General features: G+C 39.0%; 22 protein-coding genes and 2 pseudogenes. 7 read left to right on the top strand and 17 right to left on the bottom strand.

Features of this window, described 5'->3' with window-relative positions; translation table 11 throughout:
• Window positions 1–4: 4 nt before the first annotated feature.
• Window positions 5–994, bottom strand: coding sequence for a Gfo/Idh/MocA family protein (locus tag JOC94_RS14720; RefSeq protein WP_205179772.1), 990 nt, complete (start codon window positions 992–994; stop codon window positions 5–7).
• Between the two features lie 390 nt (window positions 995–1,384).
• On the opposite strand from JOC94_RS14720, the gene JOC94_RS14715 reads away from it, so the two are divergent.
• The 5 genes from JOC94_RS14715 to JOC94_RS14695 all read left to right on the top strand — a co-directional run bounded on the left by JOC94_RS14715 (window position 1,385) and on the right by JOC94_RS14695 (window position 4,332).
• Window positions 1,385–2,224 (top strand): YheC/YheD family protein, encoded by an 840-nt coding sequence (locus JOC94_RS14715; RefSeq protein WP_205179771.1) that lies wholly within the window; start codon window positions 1,385–1,387, stop codon window positions 2,222–2,224.
• A 164-nt stretch (window positions 2,225–2,388) separates the two neighbouring features.
• Window positions 2,389–2,757, top strand: coding sequence for a GntR family transcriptional regulator (locus tag JOC94_RS14710; RefSeq protein WP_077111979.1), 369 nt, complete (start codon window positions 2,389–2,391; stop codon window positions 2,755–2,757).
• Window positions 2,757–3,653 (top strand): ABC transporter ATP-binding protein, encoded by an 897-nt coding sequence (locus JOC94_RS14705; RefSeq protein WP_077111980.1) that lies wholly within the window; start codon window positions 2,757–2,759, stop codon window positions 3,651–3,653. Before JOC94_RS14710 ends, JOC94_RS14705 begins: the two co-directional genes overlap by 1 nt.
• Window positions 3,650–4,027 carry a hypothetical protein gene (locus JOC94_RS14700; RefSeq protein ID WP_077111981.1) on the top strand — a complete coding sequence of 126 codons (378 nt, stop codon included), beginning with the start codon at window positions 3,650–3,652 and terminating at the stop codon, window positions 4,025–4,027. Before JOC94_RS14705 ends, JOC94_RS14700 begins: the two co-directional genes overlap by 4 nt.
• Before the next feature lie 14 nt (window positions 4,028–4,041).
• Entirely contained in the window at window positions 4,042–4,332 is a 291-nt protein-coding gene (locus JOC94_RS14695) for a hypothetical protein (protein WP_077111982.1), read from the top strand.
• Between the two features lie 342 nt (window positions 4,333–4,674).
• Here JOC94_RS14695 and JOC94_RS14690 read toward each other — a convergent pair whose 3' ends face one another.
• The 5 genes from JOC94_RS14690 to JOC94_RS14670 form a co-directional block, all read right to left on the bottom strand.
• Complete coding sequence (locus tag JOC94_RS14690) at window positions 4,675–5,901, bottom strand: MFS transporter (protein ID WP_077109574.1); 1,227 nt, start codon at window positions 5,899–5,901, stop codon at window positions 4,675–4,677.
• An 85-nt stretch (window positions 5,902–5,986) separates the two neighbouring features.
• Entirely contained in the window at window positions 5,987–6,550 is a 564-nt protein-coding gene (locus JOC94_RS14685; protein ID WP_077109575.1) for a TetR/AcrR family transcriptional regulator, read from the bottom strand.
• Between the two features lie 815 nt (window positions 6,551–7,365).
• Window positions 7,366–8,589: an MFS transporter gene (locus JOC94_RS14680; RefSeq protein WP_077109576.1), complete on the bottom strand. Its 1,224-nt coding sequence runs from the start codon at window positions 8,587–8,589 to the stop codon at window positions 7,366–7,368.
• Between the two features lie 17 nt (window positions 8,590–8,606).
• Entirely contained in the window at window positions 8,607–9,908 is a 1,302-nt protein-coding gene (locus tag JOC94_RS14675) for a formylglycine-generating enzyme family protein (RefSeq protein WP_077109577.1), read from the bottom strand.
• A gap of 11 nt (window positions 9,909–9,919) precedes the next feature.
• On the bottom strand, window positions 9,920–10,675 hold the full coding sequence (locus JOC94_RS14670; RefSeq protein WP_077109578.1) for a phytanoyl-CoA dioxygenase family protein: 756 nt from the start codon (window positions 10,673–10,675) through the stop codon (window positions 9,920–9,922).
• A 312-nt stretch (window positions 10,676–10,987) separates the two neighbouring features.
• Here JOC94_RS14670 and JOC94_RS22980 point away from each other — a divergent pair.
• A pseudogene (locus JOC94_RS22980) lies at window positions 10,988–11,268 on the top strand (IS110 family transposase); the annotation flags it as partial.
• A gap of 620 nt (window positions 11,269–11,888) precedes the next feature.
• On the top strand, window positions 11,889–13,367 hold the full coding sequence (locus tag JOC94_RS14665; RefSeq protein WP_077109579.1) for a formylglycine-generating enzyme family protein: 1,479 nt from the start codon (window positions 11,889–11,891) through the stop codon (window positions 13,365–13,367).
• Between the two features lie 212 nt (window positions 13,368–13,579).
• On the opposite strand, the gene JOC94_RS14660 is transcribed toward JOC94_RS14665, so the two are convergent.
• The 11 genes and pseudogenes from JOC94_RS14660 to istA all read right to left on the bottom strand — a co-directional run bounded on the left by JOC94_RS14660 (window position 13,580) and on the right by istA (window position 20,616).
• A complete protein-coding gene (locus JOC94_RS14660) occupies window positions 13,580–13,924 on the bottom strand; it encodes a transposase (RefSeq protein ID WP_171973783.1) in 345 nt (114 codons plus the stop codon).
• Between the two features lie 31 nt (window positions 13,925–13,955).
• Complete coding sequence (locus tag JOC94_RS14655; protein ID WP_077109581.1) at window positions 13,956–14,231, bottom strand: hypothetical protein; 276 nt, start codon at window positions 14,229–14,231, stop codon at window positions 13,956–13,958.
• A 102-nt stretch (window positions 14,232–14,333) separates the two neighbouring features.
• Window positions 14,334–14,561 carry a hypothetical protein gene (locus tag JOC94_RS14650; protein ID WP_077109582.1) on the bottom strand — a complete coding sequence of 76 codons (228 nt, stop codon included), beginning with the start codon at window positions 14,559–14,561 and terminating at the stop codon, window positions 14,334–14,336.
• Window positions 14,562–15,170: 609 nt separating this feature from the next.
• On the bottom strand, window positions 15,171–15,350 hold the full coding sequence (locus JOC94_RS23570; RefSeq protein ID WP_408021925.1) for a hypothetical protein: 180 nt from the start codon (window positions 15,348–15,350) through the stop codon (window positions 15,171–15,173).
• Between the two features lie 95 nt (window positions 15,351–15,445).
• Window positions 15,446–15,616: a hypothetical protein gene (locus tag JOC94_RS23565; RefSeq protein WP_408021924.1), complete on the bottom strand. Its 171-nt coding sequence runs from the start codon at window positions 15,614–15,616 to the stop codon at window positions 15,446–15,448.
• 422 nt (window positions 15,617–16,038) lie between these two features.
• Window positions 16,039–16,182, bottom strand: a pseudogene (locus JOC94_RS14640) (flavin reductase); the annotation flags it as partial.
• A gap of 14 nt (window positions 16,183–16,196) precedes the next feature.
• Window positions 16,197–16,613 (bottom strand): adenosylmethionine decarboxylase, encoded by a 417-nt coding sequence (gene speD / locus JOC94_RS14635; RefSeq protein ID WP_077109583.1) that lies wholly within the window; start codon window positions 16,611–16,613, stop codon window positions 16,197–16,199.
• 58 nt (window positions 16,614–16,671) lie between these two features.
• Window positions 16,672–17,832 (bottom strand): bis-aminopropyl spermidine synthase family protein, encoded by a 1,161-nt coding sequence (locus tag JOC94_RS14630; protein ID WP_077109584.1) that lies wholly within the window; start codon window positions 17,830–17,832, stop codon window positions 16,672–16,674.
• A 22-nt stretch (window positions 17,833–17,854) separates the two neighbouring features.
• Window positions 17,855–18,292 (bottom strand): MarR family winged helix-turn-helix transcriptional regulator, encoded by a 438-nt coding sequence (locus tag JOC94_RS14625; RefSeq protein WP_077109585.1) that lies wholly within the window; start codon window positions 18,290–18,292, stop codon window positions 17,855–17,857.
• A 268-nt stretch (window positions 18,293–18,560) separates the two neighbouring features.
• Complete coding sequence (gene istB / locus JOC94_RS14620; protein ID WP_205179770.1) at window positions 18,561–19,328, bottom strand: IS21-like element helper ATPase IstB; 768 nt, start codon at window positions 19,326–19,328, stop codon at window positions 18,561–18,563.
• Window positions 19,321–20,616, bottom strand: coding sequence for an IS21 family transposase (istA, locus tag JOC94_RS14615; RefSeq protein WP_077109587.1), 1,296 nt, complete (start codon window positions 20,614–20,616; stop codon window positions 19,321–19,323). The genes istB and istA overlap by 8 nt, the downstream gene beginning before the upstream one ends.
• Window positions 20,617–20,997: the final 381 nt, after the last annotated feature.

Here is a 20,997-nt window from a genome sequence, read left to right as displayed (position 1 = left end):
TGTATTATATTTCTATCACTTTGGAAGCATTCCGCATTGATTTGTAGGCACTTTCTAAATATTTTACGATTTTTAGTGAATCGCTTTCATTATAAATCGGAGTTTTATTGTGGATGACACACTCTTGAAAGTGGTTAACTTGTTTTACATATTGATCATCCTCAAATGACTTTCTCTGTATTTCATGACCATTGAGATCTAACAATTTTACGATACCGCTTCCATCTTTTGAAACATCCGGCCTAAAGGCCGACTCAACGATAATCGCGCCTTTTTCGCCAAAAATTTCATAGCGATCAATAAATGATCCTTCAAAAGAGGCGCTGACTTCCGCGCAACGATTGGAATCATCCTGTAAAAAACAAACAGAGGTCGTGTCCACCTGATGCTCGGGATCCACTTTTCCAATCATGGAAATATGTGTCGGCTGCATTCCCACAATCTGGGTAACTGCATGTATGCCATAACATCCGACATCCCATAACGCTCCCCCGCCAAGTTCTCTGTTAAACCGGATATCCTCTCGATCTTCCAGAAAAAATGAAAAGTGTGCTTTTACATATCGATAATCACCGATTACCCCTGAACCCATCAGCTCCTTGACATACTGATGCTGAGAGTGGAATTGATACATAAAGGCTTCCATAAAGATTACATGATTCTGTTGCGCCGCTTCGCACATTTCTTGCATATCATCCTCAGAAATGGTCGCAGGCTTTTCCACTAATACATGTTTTTGTGCCGACATGGCTTTCACGGCCCACTCTTTATGGAGTGCGTTCGGCAAGGGAATGTATACGGCATCGACTTGGTCGTCCCGCAGCAATTCCTCATATGAGTCATATACATTGGAGACATGAAAGCGCTTAGCTTTTTCTTTGCTTTTAGAAGCAACAGCAATTACGTCCCCCATACCAGAACGGCGAATGGCCGGTACAACTTGATCGTATGCAATATTGGCGGCTCCGAGTATTCCCCATTTTACTCTGTTCATAGACTTTTCAATCTCCTCACTTGATTCAAAAGTAAAGCGCTTTACTTTAAACCGAATTATATATTATTTTTGAATAGTCCGCAACATAATTTTTAAAAAAATATGAAGTTTAGTAAGATTTTGTCGTAAATGCAAGGAAAATATCGATACATGCACACATCGAGACGGCTATCATCACCACTCTTCTTTTCTCTGCCAGTGTAAAAATGAATGCTGATGATTTTTTTTACTGTCATAACACCTCAAGCTGGATTCACTTTAAGGGTGTAACTCATTTTTTGTACAGGTAAGAAAAGCAAATGTTTTTTTGAATATAACCATTTTTGTGGTTTCCGCATATTTTTATAATGGGTCGAAAAACTCATAAAGTATCTAAAGGTGGGATAAATAGTGAAGCCGAAGTTGGATCCAGTCCGTGGTTTTTTTAATAAATGGGAAATGTACAAAATTGTGAAAGAAAAGCCCGCACCGTACTTTCGCATACCTCATACAGATGTTTTTTCTCGGCAATCTTTTGAACAGTTTATAAGTGAGTATGAATGCATTTTTATAAAATCCGTTTTTACTTTTGGCGGTGAAAAAATCAGCAAAATTACGAAGGAGAACGGGCAGCTCGTTTGGAAACTGCAGGGACATCCTGGCAAGGGCTTTGATCAAATCGAACCACTGTTTGCTGAACTGTCCGCCGTTTATAATGATGAGCTTTGTATTGTACAGGAAGGGGCACCTTTGTTGATGTACAAAGATCGTCCCATCGACATTCGGGCCCATTTACAGCGGGATCTTGATGAGAAATGGGTTTATGCCGGAGATTTAGTCCGTGTAGGAGGACCCGAGTCGATTGTGTCAAACTTTGAAAGCAATGGAACTGTTGAACCTACAAAGAAAGTATTATCTACCTTATTTAAAAGCGAAGAGCGAGCTGCCCAAATTATGGAAAATGTCGCCAAATCAGCCATGCACATTTGTCATTTGCTAGATGAACATGATATTTTCATGGAAGCTGGAATCGATTTCGGTGTTGATGACAAAGGAGAATTGTGGTTGATTGAAGTGAACACAAACGACTCACAAGGAGCTCCTGACAGGGCATTGTTTAAGAGACTGCCCGACCAGACATACTATAACGATATTATGACCAGACTAACAAGAGTAAATGAGCAATTAGTTAAAGACCTTTTTACGTACTTCGAGGAATACGTTAAAAAGAATAAAAATGAACGGGTATAGCCCTCCTTTCCCAGTGCCCCTTCATGAAGAAAGACTTGCTGACCATCATGGCGAAGCAAGTCTTTTTTTATTTTAGATGCTACAAATCTAAAAAATGTTGACTTGAATACCTTTTCGTTATATGGTTAATTACATAAGTAACTAACCAATGTGGTGGTGAAGCGGTGAAACATTTAGTAGATGACGGACGCCCCATTTTTATACAAATTGCCGAGCGAATCGAGGATGACATTATTTCAGGCAGTTTGTTGGAAGAATCTCAGGTCCCGTCAACCAATCAATTTGCGGCCTTTTACAAGATCAATCCTGCTACTGCCGCTAAAGGTGTCAACTTGTTGGTAGATGATGGAATTCTTTATAAAAAGCGGGGGATTGGAATGTTTGTGGCGGAAGGCGCACGTTCGAAGCTAAAAGAAAAACGGAAAAAGTTATTTTATGAACAACATGTCGCAACGGTGATCCGAGAGGCAAAGAAGCTTGGAATTACGTCGGAACAGTTGATTGAACTTATTCGGGAAGGAGCTGAAAAGTAATGGAATATGCCATCGAAGTAAGTGGATTGGAAAAAGCGTTTGGCAGCTTTAAAGCTGTAAATGATGTTAACTTTTCCATAGAAAAAGACAAAATATATGGCTTGCTCGGGAGAAATGGAGCCGGCAAAACGACATTAATGAAACTGATTACTGCGCAAATTTTTCCAACTGGCGGCAACATTAAGGTATTCGGTGAAGATCCGTATGAAAACAGGGAGGTGTTGACCCAAATTTGTTTTATAAAAGAGAGTCAAAAATACCCGGACCATTATACCATCCGGGATGCAATGGCCGTTGCTAAATCTATTCTCCCGAATTGGGATGAAGAATTTGCCCTTTCATTAATGGATGAATTTCGCCTCCCTTCCAAGCGTCGGATTAAAAAGCTCTCGCGCGGCATGCATTCAGCGGTTGGAATTGTCATTGGACTGGCGAGCCGGGCTTCCATAACGATATTTGATGAACCCTATTTGGGTCTTGATGCCGTATCCCGAAATGTTTTTTACGATCGGCTGATGGATGATTATGGGGAACATCCACGTACAGTGATTCTTTCTACACATTTGATTGATGAAGTGAGTAATTTGCTTGAGCATATATTCGTGATGGCAGACGGTGAGCTGATCCTTGATCAAGATGCTGAGAACCTCAGGGGAATGGCCTTTACGCTCACCGGCCGGGCGCCTGAAGTTGAAGCTTTCATTTCCGGGAAAGAAGTGATTCATCGAGAACCGTTCGGAGGATTGCTATCAGTTACGATTATTCGGGATCATCATGGACATGAGCTAAAACAAGCAGAAACAATCGGCCTGGAAATAACCCCTGTTTCACTGCAACAGTTAAGCATATATCTGACAACAAAGAGCCGTGAACAAAAAGGAGCGATGACCAAATGAACATGAAAGCTGTTTTCAGCATTCACCGGAAAGATAAATGGATTTGGCTCTATATCCCGTTAATCATTCTCTTTTCAAGCTTTATTGTCAATCTGATTGTCAGCTTATTGATCAATAATGATGAAAAATTTTACACGGGCGGCGTCATTTCCATCTTTGCCTATGTGCTTACATTGGGGATGATCGTCGTTGCACAGTCTTTTCCATTTGCAATCGTGATGTCTGTCACGCGCAAAGATTATTTCTGGGGCACTGCTTTGATGGGTCTTACGGCAAACTTTATCATCGCCCTTTTCATGAGTATGTTTGCCTCCCTTGAAAACATGTTAAACGGCTGGGGAAACAGATTTCACTTTTCCATTTTCCTTATTTAAATGAAGGGATTTTTATGGAACAATTGGTGATGTACACGATTCTGTTCACCTTTTTATTTTTTCTTGGATTTCTGATTACGAGCTTTGCCAAGCGTTTCGGTGGAAAAGGATTGCTGCTGTTATTGTTGTCCCTGTTATTGGCCAGTAGTATCGCGGTATTTTTATCCCATCATTTCCGATTGTGGTCCGATATCTTTCACTGGTTTTTGTCCCAAACGGCGGCCGGGGTTTCCTATTGGCTTTTGCCACTGATTTTATTCAGTATGGCCAGCTCATTTTTCTTGCTTCGAAAAGCGCCCGTTTAATACCGTTTATAAAGTGAAACTTCATTCAGTAAGGCTCCTACTGAATGTTAGTTGAACCAATCGGGCATTTAGGTGCCGTTTTCTCCCACTTAGACCTTTTGTATCAACTTAGATCTTGAAGTGGGAGTCTTACGGCACCTTACATGCGGGATAAAGTGAAACTTCATTCAGTAGGGCTCCACTGAATGTTAGTTGAACCAATCAGGCATTTAGGTGCCGTTTTCTCCTTTTGTATCAACTCAGGTCTTGATGTAGTGTATACGGCACCTTACATGCGGGATAAAAAGCTTGCTCCCAATTTTTATTCAAGAGCAAGCTTTTTTATCATCTATATTTTCCCTTTTAATCCACTCTTCGAACAGCGCTTGCCGAGGGCGCATATTCGTTGTCACACATACTTTTTTTCCTTAATAATGCGAGCCCAAGAGTGGAAATGAAAACAGCCCCGCTTGCGATGAGTATCGTTATTTTTGAAGTAAATGCGTCCGCGAGAACGCCGCCCAAAAAAGGACCAACGATGGCCGATACGGCGAAAAAGATATTAAATAAACCATATAGAGCCCCATAAGAATTTTGTTCACTTTCGCCTTGGGTATTGCCCAGCATTGTCAAAGTCGGTGAAACCGCCAATCCCATGCTCGCCCCCACAAGCAACAAAGCAATGACCATTTGCAAGCCGGATTTAGCAAAGACAATGAACGGCAAAAATACCCCAACAAGAAGCAAGCCAAATAAAACGACACGGCTCGGTGTGTATTTGTTTATTAGCAAGCCGGAAATGGGCGCCATAACGCCATAAGCCAATGTTAACACCCCAAACATTAAGCCGATAAAGAGGGAATTACCGCTGAATGTACTGGATAAATACATCGGCAGAATAGGTTCTAACATCGTCAATGTTCCTTCACTGATGAACATAATTGTCAATATCCAGATGACAGGACGTTGTTTTAACAGCTCCGTTATTTTCTTTGGTTCCTGCACATTGCTCCGCTTCGCCTCTTTTAAATAGATGGCTGCAAGAATGACAACTACGATGAGGATGGCTGATATCGTATAAAAGGGTGTTTGATAACTGCCAACTTCAATAAGCAAGCCACCTACTGGCGCTCCCAATAATGTACCCGCAGACAGACTGGTCATCGCCAGCCCCATGGCAACAGCCCGTTCTTTTTTGACGAATAAATCGGCAAGCAAAGAAAGGGCCGCCGTCCAAGTTGCCGCAGCAGCAATGCCTTGTAATGCCCTGGCAATAATTAACACTTCAAACTGGATCGGGTTAGAAAAAAGGATCGTAGAGAGACTTAATCCAATCAAGCCGCCAACAATCGGCTTTTTCCTGCCGATCCGATCTGTCAACTTTCCAAAATACGTTGTCGTAATCAGTAATGTAATAGAATAGCTGCTAAATAAAACGCCGATCATCGTGGGTGAAGCGGCAAATGTCTCTTCATAATAAGGAGTTAAAGGAATAATCACACTGTATAACAGCATATCCAAAAATAAAATGATCACAACAAAAGTTAAGCCGATCTTTTTTCTTCTACTCATTTGTTTCAAAAAACTCATATAGCACCTCTACAAAAATATGAAAACCATTTTAGTTTTTAAAGTTTTCTCACGAAAAAAAATAACATAATGGTTGCAGAGATGATTAACGTTCACCCTGTTCTGCAACCATTCCAAACAATAAAACATTCACAATACCACTCATAGCCTCTTCCACAGTGATCCTGTTTTCCCAAATGAAGCGGCGGTCCAACGTAAGATTCGTTGCATCTATAACGAGTCGCATGAGCAGATCAATATTTTGATCTTTAATGACCCCGTCCTCAATCCCCTGTTCAAGCAGCTTTTTTAAAGGCTCCCACTCATTTAAAGAGTTGTGCATTCTTTCCCATTGCTTTGGATAGTACTTTTTCATCTGTTCCAATATGTGCAGATCATAAAATTCATCATATTTCGGAACAACCTTAATGGCCGCTTTTATTTTTTCCAGCAGGGTTAGGCTGTTATCTTGAATAATCGCCTCTGTTCTTTCATCAAATTCGCTGATTGTCAACTCTATCAGGGCATCTAAAATATCCGCTTTTGCCGGGAAATGTTCATACAATGTCCGTTTACTGATCCCCAACCGGCCCGCCAAGTCGTTCATCGTAAATTTAATCCCTTTATCCTTCATTTCATCCACAAAGGCTTGCATGATTCTTTCTTTCAACCTATACCCCTCCACAAAAACCATTTAAACTATAATAGTTTTAATGGTTTAATAACATTTCTTATTATACAGGCAAATAAATGTAGCCACAAGCTGAAAAACAAAAAAAGGGGGATGCCCGAAGGTAATATTGCATCTTGAAAACTAAAAAACAAAACCCAAGAATGCTGTAAAATCAACATTCTCGGGTTTTAAATTTTAATGCATTTACTCTAAATTGGACTTTTTAGACATCCCCTAAATATCACTATTTAACATTTATCTGAATCCGTGATATAACCCGTGTTTCGTGTAAGAATTTTTTACTTAATAGAAAATGTCATAAAGACAGACTCCCTGTGCCTCTGTGGCATTTTCTTGTTAATTTTGTCAATTCTTTTTAATTTTAGCATAAAAAAGGAAAAGCAATGCCTTTGTACCCTATCCTCTTGTTTTTTTCGACAGTTTTTTCCCCATTTGGCTGTTTAAAAAATACTCATATCTAAGCCCAAAAAGCCTAAAATTCGCTCCACTCGCATTCTACTGTTTTCCGGAAGGACCCTTATGATTTTCCTTCTACATAAGTGCACGATATCGACCGTAACTAGAATTTCCAAGACGGACTCCCCTATTGTCCCCCCTTAAATCTAAAGGCCTTTTTGATCCTCCATGCTTTTGCGAAATCAAGTATTCCAAAAGACAATAAACCATAACGCTTAACATCATCCCATAGGCAAAGGCTTCTACCCGTTCCGGCTTTTACTCTTTCAGTACTAAAAAAGTCTACAACCATAATTTAGTAAAATGTTACGAAGCTCATAACTCTCCCGTTATCATTAATTACCTATATCAAGAATTTGTGCACTTCGGTTTCCTTTTTGGAATGTAAAAATAGCAAAAATCGTTGAGGCTAAATAAAGGATAAATGCCAAGTAGTAGACGTAAACTACACCAATATAGTCCGAAATCATGCCTGTTATAAACACTGAAAGCGCGAATATCAAATAATAAAGGTTATCCTTCGCAGCATATAATTTAGATAATGTATTATCTACCGCAACTTTTTGGATATAGGTTTGCTGAGAGATATCCCTTAATTGGTAAAACGGACCCATTAAGATTACTAAAGCAAGAGCTATCCAGGCTGTAGTGTTAACAGCATAGAAAAATACCAGTATACTAACCATAAACGACCCTGTGATTATTCCTTTTATTAAATGCTTTTGAAGCTTGATGGAGAATAAAGTTATAAGGATCCCGCCTATAATACTTCCTGCAAAATAACTCGTATTAATAAAGCCCCACCATTGCTCTCCTTTTTTCAGTACTTCCTTTACAAATACCAGGCTTATACCACCTATCCAAATTCCGGAAGCAATTCCTTCTAATATATCCATCGTCGTAATGGTTCTCATATGGTTTTTTTTGCTAAAAAGAATGAACCATCCAGCTTTGATAGTCTCCCATTTCGGCCGTTTTTTTGCTTCTTTAACTTTTGTGGTTTTTAATTTTAATGATGAGAAAAAAGAAAGCATCAACAGAGTGAAGCTTGCTAGTAAAACCCAACTGCTTCCATAATAACTAATAGCTATTGTTCCGACGGACCAACCGAGCAAAGCAAATGTTTGATCAGTGGTACTAATTAGACTATTTGCTTTTCCTATTTTTGTGTCTTCCACTAATTCAGGTATTAGTGACATCCGGGACGGTGAGACAAATCCATCCATAAATCCTGCTAGGCAGATTAAAGAGTAAATAAACGTTAATTGCAAAACCTGATTGATTTCCATGATTAATACACCTAGTAAAAACGCAATAATAAGCATTTGAGTAAATAGTGATAAACTTAGGATTTTCTTCAATGGTGTATTTTCAGTAGTCAAAGGGAATACAAAGGAACTTAGGACTTTCCCAATTACATGAATTAGCATAACTACTGAGGCGAGAGTGGCAGAATGAGTAAACGAGTAGATAGTTAAAGTAATGGTCATTGTATATATTGATAAGGCAAGCTTTCCAAAAGAGATACTGACCCAAAGATAATAAAAAGATTTATTCACTTTTTTATTCCTCGTTTCTAAACTTCATAAACACATCTGAACCCAACATCAATGTTCCTTTCAATTAATAATCTTTTTTCATAAAAAGCTGGGTGTAATAATTCACCTATACTTGTGAACGATCCACCCTTTACAATGGTCCATCCGGACCAATCATCCCAAACTTGAGACTTATCCATACCTCTAAAAGAGGGTTCTTGCTCTTTCTGATCCAAATATCTTGTTCTTGTCCATTCCCAAATGTTTCCTATCATTCCGACAATACCAAAAGGAGATTGATTACAATTCTTTTTAAAAACAGTTTGAGTTTTAATGATATGGCTTTGCATAATTAAAGTATTCCTCCACATATCTAATGGAAAATCTTTAATATTGAAGGCCTGAATAAAATCATTAATTAAGGTTTGCTCGTTTCGGTAATCATAACCATTTTCCCCTCTTGCAGCTTTCTCCCATTGATCAGCAGTAGGCAATTTCTTTCCCTTCCATGCAGCAAATGCATAAGCATCATACCAATCTACTCCGGTGACTGGATGATCAGGTGCGGCACTTTCGCTATAAAATGAAGCTCTTCTATGAGTTTTATTGCATTCTTCATCTGGATGACACCAAATGTGTCCATTTTTCTCAATAGCTTCACAAAATTGATCATACTCCTTGTTCGTAACAGGGTATTTGTCTATATAGTACTCTTTTAAAAAGATCTCATGTGAAGGGTATGCGATCTCCAATGAATTTATTATTGGATTCTCAACTATTTTATCTATTCCTTTTTTAAACTTTCCCTCAGGTATTAATATCATGTTGTATAAATCGACATCTACTTTTTCCCTTGTTGTAGACATTACGGGCTTTTTAAAATTTTGTAGTTTTTCCCATAATCGTAAGGCTGTTAGCCCCCTTTTATCATAAATAGGGATATCACCTATTATATTTTTTCGACCACCAATAATTTTTTCGATTTCTGTTAAAAGACTTTCTTCAAATCCCTGAATATCGAACTGTTGGATTATGTTCATCGATTTAATCGATACTGATTCATCTGGATCACGGATAAGCATTAATAAAAATTGGGGTAGCCATGATATAGTATCCTTTATCCTAGGTAGGTGATTTAGAATGCATATTTTTAATTGTGCACTGTCACTTTCTATTACTGATGAAAGGACTTCATCAAGCTCATCCTCAGTTAAATAAGGAAAATGGCTATCAAGCAGATTTTGAATTTCAAGGATTTCCTCTTTACTAACATTCGTATCGGCACAACGTAAGCAAAATTTTTGAACTAAATTGCTTCTTACCTTTTCCGAGGGATTCATTAAAAAACCTCCTAAGCTTGAAATATTTTTTTTACATTTTGTTTTTTAGCTTCCGAGCTAAACGGGAGACCTTTACCAGGGTAATCGCCTCCGCAACAATACAAATATAATGTTCTTCTAATCCCGTTGTTTACAATCGGAGTGGTCGATGAATGAAATATACTACCAATATGACAGATCATATCTCCGGCTTTTACTTCTACTGTTACGGGAGGTGGAACGAATTTGGTCATAGGCCGGTTATGACTTCCTGGTATTACTTGAAGACAGCCATTTTCAACAACCGAATCGTCCATATAGATACCAAGAGAAACCACGGGGGATAACACGTGATCGTCGTTAAAATCTATATGCCAGTCTATTTTTTTGTATTTGCTTCCATCATTGAAGGTCTTTGTTTGAAATATTGAACCATGCATAGTATCTTCCAGGAACCAAGCTTCTTGTCTATTTAGTAAGGATCTTCCCAATGCTAGAAGATTTTTTGAGTCTATGATGTTTTTTGTTTGTGGGCAATACTTGGTGAAGTAAGGCAAGCGATGCAATAAAATATTACCATTGTCATCTATTCCGGGTGGTGTTAAATCATCAATTTCATCCTGCGGGATATCCCCATTCAATGTGGCTTCTGTTAGTTGCTTTGATTCTTGAATAATGATATTCCTCTCTTCTTCATTTAGCAAATCCTGATAGATGATCAAACCCCATAATTCAAAATAATCCCTTTGGATATCTGTTACTTGTCCATTAAATATAAACTTGTGCATCGATAAACCTCCTTTATTTAATATTAATAATTAACTGGCAAATTTGTATTATTTGAATTTTTATTGTACACTACATATATGAAATTGGAAAGGGGGTTGGTTAGGTTGAAGAAAATGAAGAAGAACTGGCGTAATCGTTTAGCTATTTCAATGCCTATTTTTACGCATGAGAAGTGGTAACAAAAAGCAAGTGCAGAAAAATTTTTCTGCACTTGCTTAATTTAGGAACATTCCTGTATTTAAGGAAATTTGAAGGTTGAATAAAAAATAGCCTCATTGGTATAGTACAGGGTGTCAATGTTTTGACCCCGAATTAAAAAATACCAATGGAGGACTCGAAATGAATTATACGATAAAATCTCGCAAATTACACCGTCTACATTAATTGTTGGCGTTGATATTGCCAAAGACAAACATGTAGCCCGAGCGCAGAATGACCGAGAGTTCGAATTTGGTAAAAGACTGGTCTTTGAAAACCAAATACATGGCTTTTAAAGCTGATTAACTGAGTTCTGCGGCTTCAAAAAGAACATCAAAAAACACATGTCATGTTTGGTGCAAAGCCAACCAGCAATTTTTGGAAAAGCGCTGCCCTCATGTCAAATAAAGCAAGGAATTGGATGACAACTCACCAAACGCAGCCGGAAACGGATGAGAAAAACCCTGTTTCTAGCTGTTAGGACGTTGGTGGGAAAAAATCCGATCTTCAGGTACCCTGCACCATTATTATGCACACAGGCCAAACATTCCCTTGAAGAAATTGTAGTCCCTGGTTGCCATATACGCCAAACTGCTGCGTGTATTGTTTGGGCAAAGACAGTGTGAATTTGATGGAGATAAATTATAATGTGCTTATGGCAAACACCAACAGTGCAGAACCTGAGCTTATTTATTCCATACGGGCAATAGACCCGGCTGAGGAGCAAATCTGGCCTTAACCTTGTGGATACGCAGGACGAAGGAATGTATGGATGAGATCCCGTAGGATGTGGCAAGGTAAGCGACCATAAGTAACTTTGGGAAAACACGCACGGTTATACCAAGCTTTTCATCAAATATAACCAATTTGGTCGTTAGAATGGGTTTGGATATGTTTGAATATTGCCGAACTGAGAAGTTTTGCATTTAAGCTTTCAAAAACCCTTCGACAGGTGTACAGGTGTGCGAGCATTTAAGAGAAACACTATCTTTATAAAGGGAGAGTGTATTTAAAATGAAACTATATATTAGTAATTCACATAAAAGTTTATATGAAAAGGATATTAACAAATTACTGAAAATTGAGGATAAGTTTGAACAGGATCATTTGGATGGACTAGGTGTTGATGAATTAAAGCATGAATTTGATTTTACTATTATGCCAATTATTCACTCTATTGAACATCCTGTCGCAGCGGAATATATTTTCGGTATGGCTCTAGGTCATCCCCACACTTATACAAGATATAGATTAGTTGATTTCGTGGAAAGGTGGCTTCCTTATTTTTCAGCAATAGAAACCATAGTTAGGTTAACGCATGATCCTGATGATTTAGTTTCATTTAGAGCAATAGAAATATGTGGAAAGGAGAGAATTGAAGAAAGCTATAAATTTCTTTCTACCATTATTGGTGAAGCTAGCATAAAAGTTCACACACCAAATAAGCCCGTAGGGCTAGGTGCCCAAAAGGTTCTAACTTCTCTCGTTGATTTATTGGGTACAGAAGATCCAGAAGAACTTGAGATTATTGAAAAATTCTATCTAAACAAAGGACATTTGTTTAATAAATATGATTTCGAAGAAAAAATCCCTATTGATTTATTAGAAGAGTTTTGCAATAAAGAAGAAGAAGGGATGGTTTTGATTCCAGGTGGTTTTTTCATTTATGGCTTAGATCCACATCAAATTCCCGATAAGACTTTTGGATGGGAAGATGCAAGTCCTTCCCAAAAGGTTTGGCTACCACCATTTTTCATTGATAAATATCCAACGACTAATAAAGAATATGATGAATTTGTATATAGTATAAAAACTGATGGCCATATCTTTTGTCATCCAAATGAACCTGAAGAAAAAGAGCACCAAAGAAATACATATTGGGATAAAAGATTTAAACCCGACCACCCCGTAACAGGAATTGATTGGTATGATGCTTTTGCCTATGCCCGTTGGAAAGGAAAAGAATTACCTACAGAGTTTCAATGGGAAAAAGCTGCAAGAGGTACGGACGGATTAATTTGGCCATGGGGAAATTCGTTTGAAGGAAAAAAAGTTAACTGGGCTGGGCGTTGGTTAGAAGAAGAACCTTTAAATTTAAAAGACTGGAGAGAAGGAATTACAAAATTTAACGAAAAAATCCCCTTAGAACCTATAAAGAAAGCTCAAACCTTTGAAAACACATCGAGCCCCTATGGAATTGTAGGAATGATAGGTAACCACTGGGAATGGACACGCAGCGACCTCGAAACAAGAAGGGAATTCCATCCTATTTTTAATGATAAGATGGGTAAGGATTCGAAACGACATGCCTTTGCAGTTCTTAAAGGTGGTTCATTCTTTTCAATGCCGGGATTGATGTATCCTTCCTATAGAGGAAAAGATATCCCCTTTTGTCGTCACAATGAAATGGGCTTTAGATGCGTTAGGAACATTCCCATTAACAAAATTAGAAGAGCTATTGGAAGACCACTAACCAATAAAGCAGTATACTAAAACCAAATTACGAAAAAGTAAATTCACTTAATACTAATTTAGTTTCCTCTTGGGAACAATTTACAAATCCGGGAATTAACCCAAATTAGTAGTTTTGCTGAATACTAATTTAGCGGTCTTTTGGAAAATACAAATCCGGGTACTAAATTTATGAAAACTGCCTCCCTAAAATGAGGGGGCCAAGAATTTCCAATTTAATCAGTTACAGTTGGTCATTCAAGTTGTTGTACACCTTGAACCATTAATCTAAAAACCTGTTTATGAAGGTAACCTTCCTGAATATTTAACATAATTTTCCTGATATGAGACACAAATACGCCTACAGCTTGAACGATTTCCCCGCGAAATCTTTGGTTGGTACAGCTTTTGATGGGGGCAGAGCAATGATACATCTTAAAAAGTTCAAACAGGTTGTATGTAAATAATTTCAGTAGAAGATCAAGTTCGCTGGCTTTAAACGAGTAGGTTGGAATCCGGTTGGTGGAAAACCCGTGTTTTGCTTCCTTGATGTAGTTTTCCATGCAGGCCCTGTTGTTGTAGAATTGCCAAGTGTCCATCGGGGGCCAATCCATCGTATGAAACATAGTTTCATGTTCCCAGATAATCAATGAACTGCATTTGATCCATATCAAACAGGTCGGCTTTGCGGATAACCGAAACGCTTCTTGGCTTGGCCCAGGAAGTTGCCTGAACGATATCTTCATCAACGAAACGGATACATGGGCTTGAGTCTATATAAACGGCTTTAGCCAGCCGGCTCGTCCATCTGATTTTGCCAACATAATTAATTTGCTTTCCTTCCCAATAAGAATAAAATTCTTCCCCGGCAAAGCCTTTGTCAAAATGGGCATAGGACCCAACCATTCCGGAAGTGCGTCATGGAAGAAGGATGGAAAGGCTCTTTATCCGAAAATAAGGCAAGCCAATGAAGAATTGAAGATATGGGTTTTCCGGTCTCTTCATCACTTACATCAGACGTTCCTGAATGATCAGCGCTCCAAGAGCTAGCCGGACGGAAAAAGCCCTATTTTCTTGAGTCACATCTCCCAATGACTTGATATATTCTTTTTCAGATTTCGACCAAGGAATCAGGTTGGCCAGAACTACCCAGCGGTTATCTGGGTTTAAGCGGCCGCTAAACGGGAGAAAAAATTCATCCGGCAGGATTAATTGATCAGTATTGCGTTCGTACATGGTTTCTCGCTCCAAGTGCAAGGCTTTTTAATGGATTTCGCTCTTATCCTTGCATATCAATTCGACAAAAAAGGGAAAAATCCTTGTTCATATCATTTTTTTAGTTATTCAGTAGACCCTAAATAAGCCTAGGGATTTTTTTTATTTTTTAAGGCTATTTGTTTTAACGATTAGGTTCAATAAAAAGCGTACAAGAGCCTTTCAAAAATACCGAAACCAGCGATTGTGCCTGTGGATTTTTAATTTCCACTGCTTGCAGTGATAGACAAGCTTCGAGGCCAAGACAATTATATTTTGAATGACAGTTCGTATACGGCGTCTTTTCACATTTTTTCTTAATGGGGCGTCATCGGTTCTCAGGCTTTCCTGTCCGATGATACGTAGCAGATTGTATGTGCGAACAGGCCGAAGTGAAGAACGAGGTCATTCGTCGCAAGCTTTCCCGAAGGAAGGCGCTCCATATCCAGTTCTGTCTTTAATTCACTGTGAAACTATTCGCTGGTTCCAGGGCGATTATAGTGGGAACCGGCGCAGGCAGTGACGTATAGTAGGTTTAGAATTCGACTTCTACAGAATCTGTCCGTCTTTATCGATCGTCCGCTCTATGACTTAAAAGGCAATACGGACGGGAACTCCCATCCCCTTTAATGCTGGAGAGGCGGACGCCTGTATATACCTTTTTCCCTGGGCGCTCTTCAAGGCAAGTGCCCTCGGCTTGGGGGATAGCCAGCCAATCTTCGCTGTTTCTTTCCGGGAATTCCGCTTGATGACAAAGTCCACACTGTTCATCGTACAGACTTTTATATTGTCAGCACTGTCACATGCAGAATCCATTCGAAGAAGAAGCGCTTGGTCTGTCATACATTTTGCAGTTCAATTGTCTTCTAAAGAAAATAAGTTCTCGAAACGCCTTCTTTAAAGGTGTTAGAGTTGTCAAAAGGAGAGACATTCATATCTAGGGGAAGGTTCGGCTTGCCGCCTACATGGACTGGAGAAATGGGTACATCCAAACGACGTATAAGTCTGACTGACTCTTCAATCAGAATCTTTTTCAAGCCCTCCATCAAAGCAGCTTGGTCTAACCGTTGACTAAGAGTCGGGCTGGAAGGGACTTTGTCGAGATTCAGTACATAATGGAAAAATTCGTCTTCTCGGAAAGCTTCAATATGGTCGAAGCACCTCTTGCCTTGGCAAAGTAAACCAATGTAAGAAGCACCAGCATTTCCGTTAGAAATTTTCGAGTTCCGATCGGCTTTTCGGGTTTGGCTTGATTTAATCGCTGCGGCAAATTGGTGTGATACAAAAGGTCGCCGATAATGGCTAACCCGGTATGAGCTGTAATTCATTCGCTAGTAGTTCAATAAATAAATTTTTTCATCATATCACCTGCTGGGTGAAGTTACTAAATTCACATTTTTGGCATATTATACTTAATTTCACTAGCTTTTGGGTGATTATAGATTAATTTAGTCACGGATTAAGGATTTATATAAAACTCAGCCGGAATTGAACCAAAATTTCTTCGGTGATATAACATGGGGTCCCGCTTCTCTACACGTATATCAATGACTTTTCCAATTAAAATCGTATGATCTCCTGCTACAATCGGGAGCCCATGTTCTTTTTGCTGATTTTTCATGTAAGGCTTTTAATACAACCCGCGGGGTCTAATTTCATCTTGATAGGCATATCACGAATCATACCTGCTCCTCTTTTCAGTTTTCGCACATATGCTTTTAGCGGTTTCAGGCTGGAAATGAAATGGTGAATGGCAAGTTCTGGATCGGTTTTTTCTCCACACGTATAACAATCAATGGCAATGAACGATTTTTCCGGATAGCTATGAATGGATAAATGACTTTCCGACAACAGAATAACAGCAGTCATTCCATACGGTTGAAACTCTTTACATTGAGCGGATACGATCGTGGCTCCGGACATCTTGGCTGCATTTTTCGCCAAAGCGGCCAACAATACATTGTTTTTGATAATGGATGGGTCAATGGACCATAAATCGGCGGTTATATGGATTCCTTCTGTTGTATATTTCATATAGGCACTCAAACCTCCCTTAATTTTAATCACCTTTATTATTTAGATATCTAAACAATCACTCGACATTTTTTACCTCACGTTTGATGAGGTCAAAAGTTTTATGATAGCAGGCACTGCACCCTGTCTTTTTCAGTTGTTCGATTGTTTTATAATGTTGATCGAAACCAACATGATAAGTTGTTCGGCATTTTTTGCAACTGTACTGACGAAGCGTTTGTTTGATTTCCCCTGTATATAAAGGTTTTTCAAATGTGTCTGTGTACAGCGGAGTTGTTTTGCAAGTTGTTGTCAATGTCATTAGTTGCCCGCTGCCACCGAGAATTTGCGCTCCTTCATATTCATTAAAATTCGGCATGATTTCTGTTGCAGACAAACCTAATTTGGTTATCTCTTCTTGAATACGTAACATGAAATTTGGGTGTTTATGCGCATAGGATAAATATATTTTCAATCCTATTTGGTTTTTTAGGGCTTCAATTCCCCTGGAAAGAAACAATGAAAGGCCAGATGATGTATATGGCGGGTCTGTAAAAACACAATCAAACTGATCCGCCCATTCTTTAGGCAGTGGATTTCTTACATCCCATTGCAGGCAGTCAATCTCTAAGTTGTATTGCCGCGAGATATTTTCGATATGTTCCAACATCTTATTGTCGATATCTATGACCTGTATGTTTGTGTGTATATTCCTGTTTGGTAAAAGCTTTTTCAAAATGAGTGCAAGTGAAACACTGACTAAATCATCATCTCCGACACAAAGTACTTTTTTACCGATCACGGAGTGGGAACGTATAGCATGTATGGCCCGCTTAAAACTTGTTTCGGGCGTAGATTTTGATTGATCAATTACAGCGTTGATCTGTGGTCTGGAATCATATATATGTCGATATTTTTTTACAAAGCGATCTGTTGGGAATGAAGGGCTGCTGCTGATTTTGTTCCATGACTCCCTATGAAAACTGGTATATCCCAACTCCGTTTCAACAAATCTTTTGCCATGGAAAGTACAGCGAGTTCCTCGTTGGCATGTCAGCGCTCCCGCTTTTACCAATTCATTCCTAATAGCAACCGTGATCGGAACAGGAATCTGTAAAGAGCGGGAAAGTTCTTTTGTTGAAATTCCGGGCTTTACATAGCACTCAATCAGCAATCGTTCAACTGCTTGCCTGCCTTCCTCCACTTGGACCTTTTGGCAGGCCCTATCAATATAATTCATCGGATTTTTCCCACCTTTTTGATCAATTCCCGCTCATTAGCTTCTCGAGCTTAATAGTAATGTTTTTCAATGTAATGATTTCTTCCAAACTGAGCTTTGAATAGTATTTTTGAATGATCTTGATTTCAATATGGTCCCTCTCCGCAAAGTACTCTTTTCCTTTTTGGGCGAGGGACACAATGATTTCTCTCCTGTTGGCAGGATTGATGGACCTTTTAATATAATGATCTTTTTCCAGCTTTGACATAATCTGGCTAACTGCACTGGAAGTTACCTTCATATGCTTGGCCAGCTCACTCACTGTTAAAACATTATATTTTCTCACCAATTTCAATAGCATTTCCTGCTTCGAGGTTAAATCATATTTCATGAGCGGTCGATATTCATTCACAATGGCCAAATTACAATTTTCTTCTGCCTGATGCAGTTCTTTGACATGTCGAATGTATTCATTTAACATTTCGTTTAAAAATCTCCTGTTAGTCACCTAAAGTGTTTAGTATACTTAATTATATGGTTTTATCATAATAAGTCAAGACATTATTCCGCATCTGCCCGCTCGAAGGTTCTATTTTTTCAAGATGACTATAAATGTCAACGATGATATGTACACTTTTGACTGTTTTAATATGTACGATTTTGATAAAAGACAATGGCTACAGGAACCCTAACTATATACAGATCATCTTCACGTGATCAAACAGTTCGTCACCCATGATCACATACCATTACTGGCCATTGCTTTCTTTATTCTCTTTCACAAGGTGGTTTTTCAGACGGTAGGAGTCCCCGGCTATGCTCACCACTGTGGCATGATGAAGGATTCGGTCCAAAATGGCATTGGCGATTTTAGTATCTTGGAATACCTCTCCCCATAACTTGAAGCTTACGTTTGTAGTTAGGATAGTGCTTTTCTTTTCATATCGCATGTCAATCAGTTGGAAAAACAGTTTGGCATCTTCCGCATCGATAGGTAAATAGCCAAGTTCATCAATAATAAGTAGCTTATATTTGGCGTAATGTTTCAGCCTGGTTTCCAGTCTGTTTTCAACGTTTGCCTTTTTCAGGTTTAGGATCAGATCATTGCACTTGATGAAATACGTGCTTGTCCTTTTCTTTGCGGCTGCGATGCCGATAGCCGTGGCCAAATGTGTTTTACCGACTCCGCTGGGCCCCAGGAACACAATATTCTCCTGCAATTCTATAAACCGCAAAGTGGTAAAATCCAATATCTGCTGTTTATTCACCGATGGCTGAAAATCAAAGTCAAAGTCTTTCACTTCCTTTAAATGCGGAAACGCCGCCACCTTGACCATCGATTTCATCATATTGATTTCTTTTATATCAATTTCATAATCCGTCAGCTTGATTAATGTTTCTGTAAAAGATAGCTGGTTCTTCATCATAAAATCAACGGTTTCATCCAAATGCAGAGCCATCTGGTTTAACTTCAGATACTCCAGGTTTTTAACCAGCTTTGTATAATGGCTATTCATTTTTATACACCTCATTAATCGCCTCTAAATTCTTCCTGGCCAGTTCCTCAATATCAAGATCATCGGTAGACGGCAGGCCTCTGGCTAAAATCTCGTTATAATGTTCCGGCTTATAATTCATCCGTTGCTGGCTGATACGGTGTTGGACGATTAATTCTGTGTTATAATAAACGTAAATATAGTTGTCATATATTTGCAGACCTACAGTTCTTCCTATGTATCCAGCGGGGACTGAATACTGGTTGGACTTGTAGGTGATCATATTCGAGGTGTTTACTTTCACCGGTTTATGATCAATCTTATAAGAATCTCTTATTCGTTCATTTGGCAGTGGGCGTAGGAGGTTCTTTTCTTTTTTCAAAGCGAGTATTGGTATTTTCCCAGTCCCCTGATGATAGCTGTTATTGATCCGGTTACAGAGTTTTTGGATAAATTGATGGAGCTCCTCGTAACTGAACTGCCCCTGATAAGCATGGACCTCATCAATAAACTTCATTGGGGCTTCCACCTTGGCTTTCGTTCTCGGTTTCCCCGTAATACAAGGCCTTACCTCAAACCCCATATCTTTCGCGAATTGATAGAAACGTTCATTCACCTTTCCTTTCTGATACTCCGTCCGGGGAGTGTCCATGACGGTTTTCATATTATCTGTCAAAATCTCCTTGGGAACCCCTCCAATGGCTTCAAAACTCTCTGTTAGGAAAGATAACAATACACTTTGGGATTTTGAAATGGATAAATAGTAGGTCCGGAACCTTGAATAGGAAAGTAATAGCACACAAACATTCACATAGATCATTTCGCCATCCTTCGTGATGTAACGGATATTCTCTTTCCAATCGAGCTGGGCCTGTTCTGCCGGCGGAGTTTCGAAACGGACCACTTCACTCGCCGCACTCTTTCGCTTTCCGGATTCAAAATATCTTTGAAATTCCGGCTTTTTTGATATGTAGGCCCTAAATGTTGACTGGGAGCATTCCAAGCCGTGATTATCTTTTAAATACTGCCAAAGGACCCTTTTATAATAAAAGACCTGTTTTGATTCTTTGGATAAAAGCAGGGAGATCACGTCGTAATACTCGTCTATTTTTGATGTTCGCTTCCTGAAGCTTTTAGGCATATAACCCTTGAAATATTTATCCACCGTCCTTCGATCCACACCCATATCTCGCGCCAATCTACTTTTATTTATTTTCATCTTTAAGCTCTCCATTAGTGTATTTAATTTTGGCAAATCCGTAAGATGGTTAATCTCTATATTTGTGTTGACGTCCAATGTTATGTACATAATATTCACCTCAAGAATATTATGCGGTTATTGGTCGAAACTGTACATTATTAAACAATCAACTTTGTACATTCTTAGAGTAGCATTTATAGATGACCAAGATGTGCTTTTTCTCATATAGAGTGCGACGTCGTCCAAGTCCCCCCTTCTTCCCCGGCAAATTTCAATCCACTCACTCCATATAGAGTGCAACACTCATACCGCTTATCCAGTTCATATACAATTGGAAATTTCAATCCACTCACTCATATAGAGTGCAACTACTTCTTTTCCTCCGGAGACCTTAATAGACTCTCGGCATTCGCCGAGTTAGATGGGTCAAAGGATCTCTTGACCCAACTGTTTGATTCCCCTCCTACTTTGTAGGAGTTTTTTATTTTG

It is taken from the genome of Siminovitchia thermophila, from assembly GCF_016909185.1.
Classification (GTDB): Bacteria; Bacillota; Bacilli; order Bacillales; family Bacillaceae_C; genus Siminovitchia; species Siminovitchia thermophila.
Note: the sequence above shows the minus strand (reverse complement) of the source record. Positions and strands in the feature narration are given on the sequence as shown.

Excerpts from the sequence above, each read along its gene's own strand:
- JOC94_RS14720 (WP_205179772.1), bottom strand. The coding sequence starts at position 994 with ATGAACAGAGTAAAATGGGGAATACTCGGAGCCGCCAATATTGCATAC.
- JOC94_RS14705 (WP_077111980.1), top strand. The coding sequence starts at position 2,757 with ATGGAATATGCCATCGAAGTAAGTGGATTGGAAAAAGCGTTTGGCAGC.
- JOC94_RS14700 (WP_077111981.1), top strand. The coding sequence starts at position 3,650 with ATGAACATGAAAGCTGTTTTCAGCATTCACCGGAAAGATAAATGGATT.
- JOC94_RS14695 (WP_077111982.1), top strand. The coding sequence starts at position 4,042 with ATGGAACAATTGGTGATGTACACGATTCTGTTCACCTTTTTATTTTTT.
- JOC94_RS14690 (WP_077109574.1), bottom strand. The coding sequence starts at position 5,901 with ATGAGTTTTTTGAAACAAATGAGTAGAAGAAAAAAGATCGGCTTAACT.
- JOC94_RS14675 (WP_077109577.1), bottom strand. The coding sequence starts at position 9,908 with ATGAATCCCTCGGAAAAGGTAAGAAGCAATTTAGTTCAAAAATTTTGC.
- JOC94_RS14670 (WP_077109578.1), bottom strand. The coding sequence starts at position 10,675 with ATGCACAAGTTTATATTTAATGGACAAGTAACAGATATCCAAAGGGAT.
- JOC94_RS14665 (WP_077109579.1), top strand. The coding sequence starts at position 11,889 with ATGAAACTATATATTAGTAATTCACATAAAAGTTTATATGAAAAGGAT.
- JOC94_RS14660 (WP_171973783.1), bottom strand. The coding sequence starts at position 13,924 with ATGGACACTTGGCAATTCTACAACAACAGGGCCTGCATGGAAAACTAC.
- JOC94_RS14655 (WP_077109581.1), bottom strand. The coding sequence starts at position 14,231 with ATGGTTGGGTCCTATGCCCATTTTGACAAAGGCTTTGCCGGGGAAGAA.
- JOC94_RS14650 (WP_077109582.1), bottom strand. The coding sequence starts at position 14,561 with ATGTACGAACGCAATACTGATCAATTAATCCTGCCGGATGAATTTTTT.
- JOC94_RS23570 (WP_408021925.1), bottom strand. The coding sequence starts at position 15,350 with ATGAACAGTGTGGACTTTGTCATCAAGCGGAATTCCCGGAAAGAAACA.
- speD (WP_077109583.1), bottom strand. The coding sequence starts at position 16,613 with ATGAAATATACAACAGAAGGAATCCATATAACCGCCGATTTATGGTCC.
- JOC94_RS14630 (WP_077109584.1), bottom strand. The coding sequence starts at position 17,832 with ATGAATTATATTGATAGGGCCTGCCAAAAGGTCCAAGTGGAGGAAGGC.
- JOC94_RS14625 (WP_077109585.1), bottom strand. The coding sequence starts at position 18,292 with ATGTTAAATGAATACATTCGACATGTCAAAGAACTGCATCAGGCAGAA.
- istB (WP_205179770.1), bottom strand. The coding sequence starts at position 19,328 with ATGAATAGCCATTATACAAAGCTGGTTAAAAACCTGGAGTATCTGAAG.
- istA (WP_077109587.1), bottom strand. The coding sequence starts at position 20,616 with ATGTACATAACATTGGACGTCAACACAAATATAGAGATTAACCATCTT.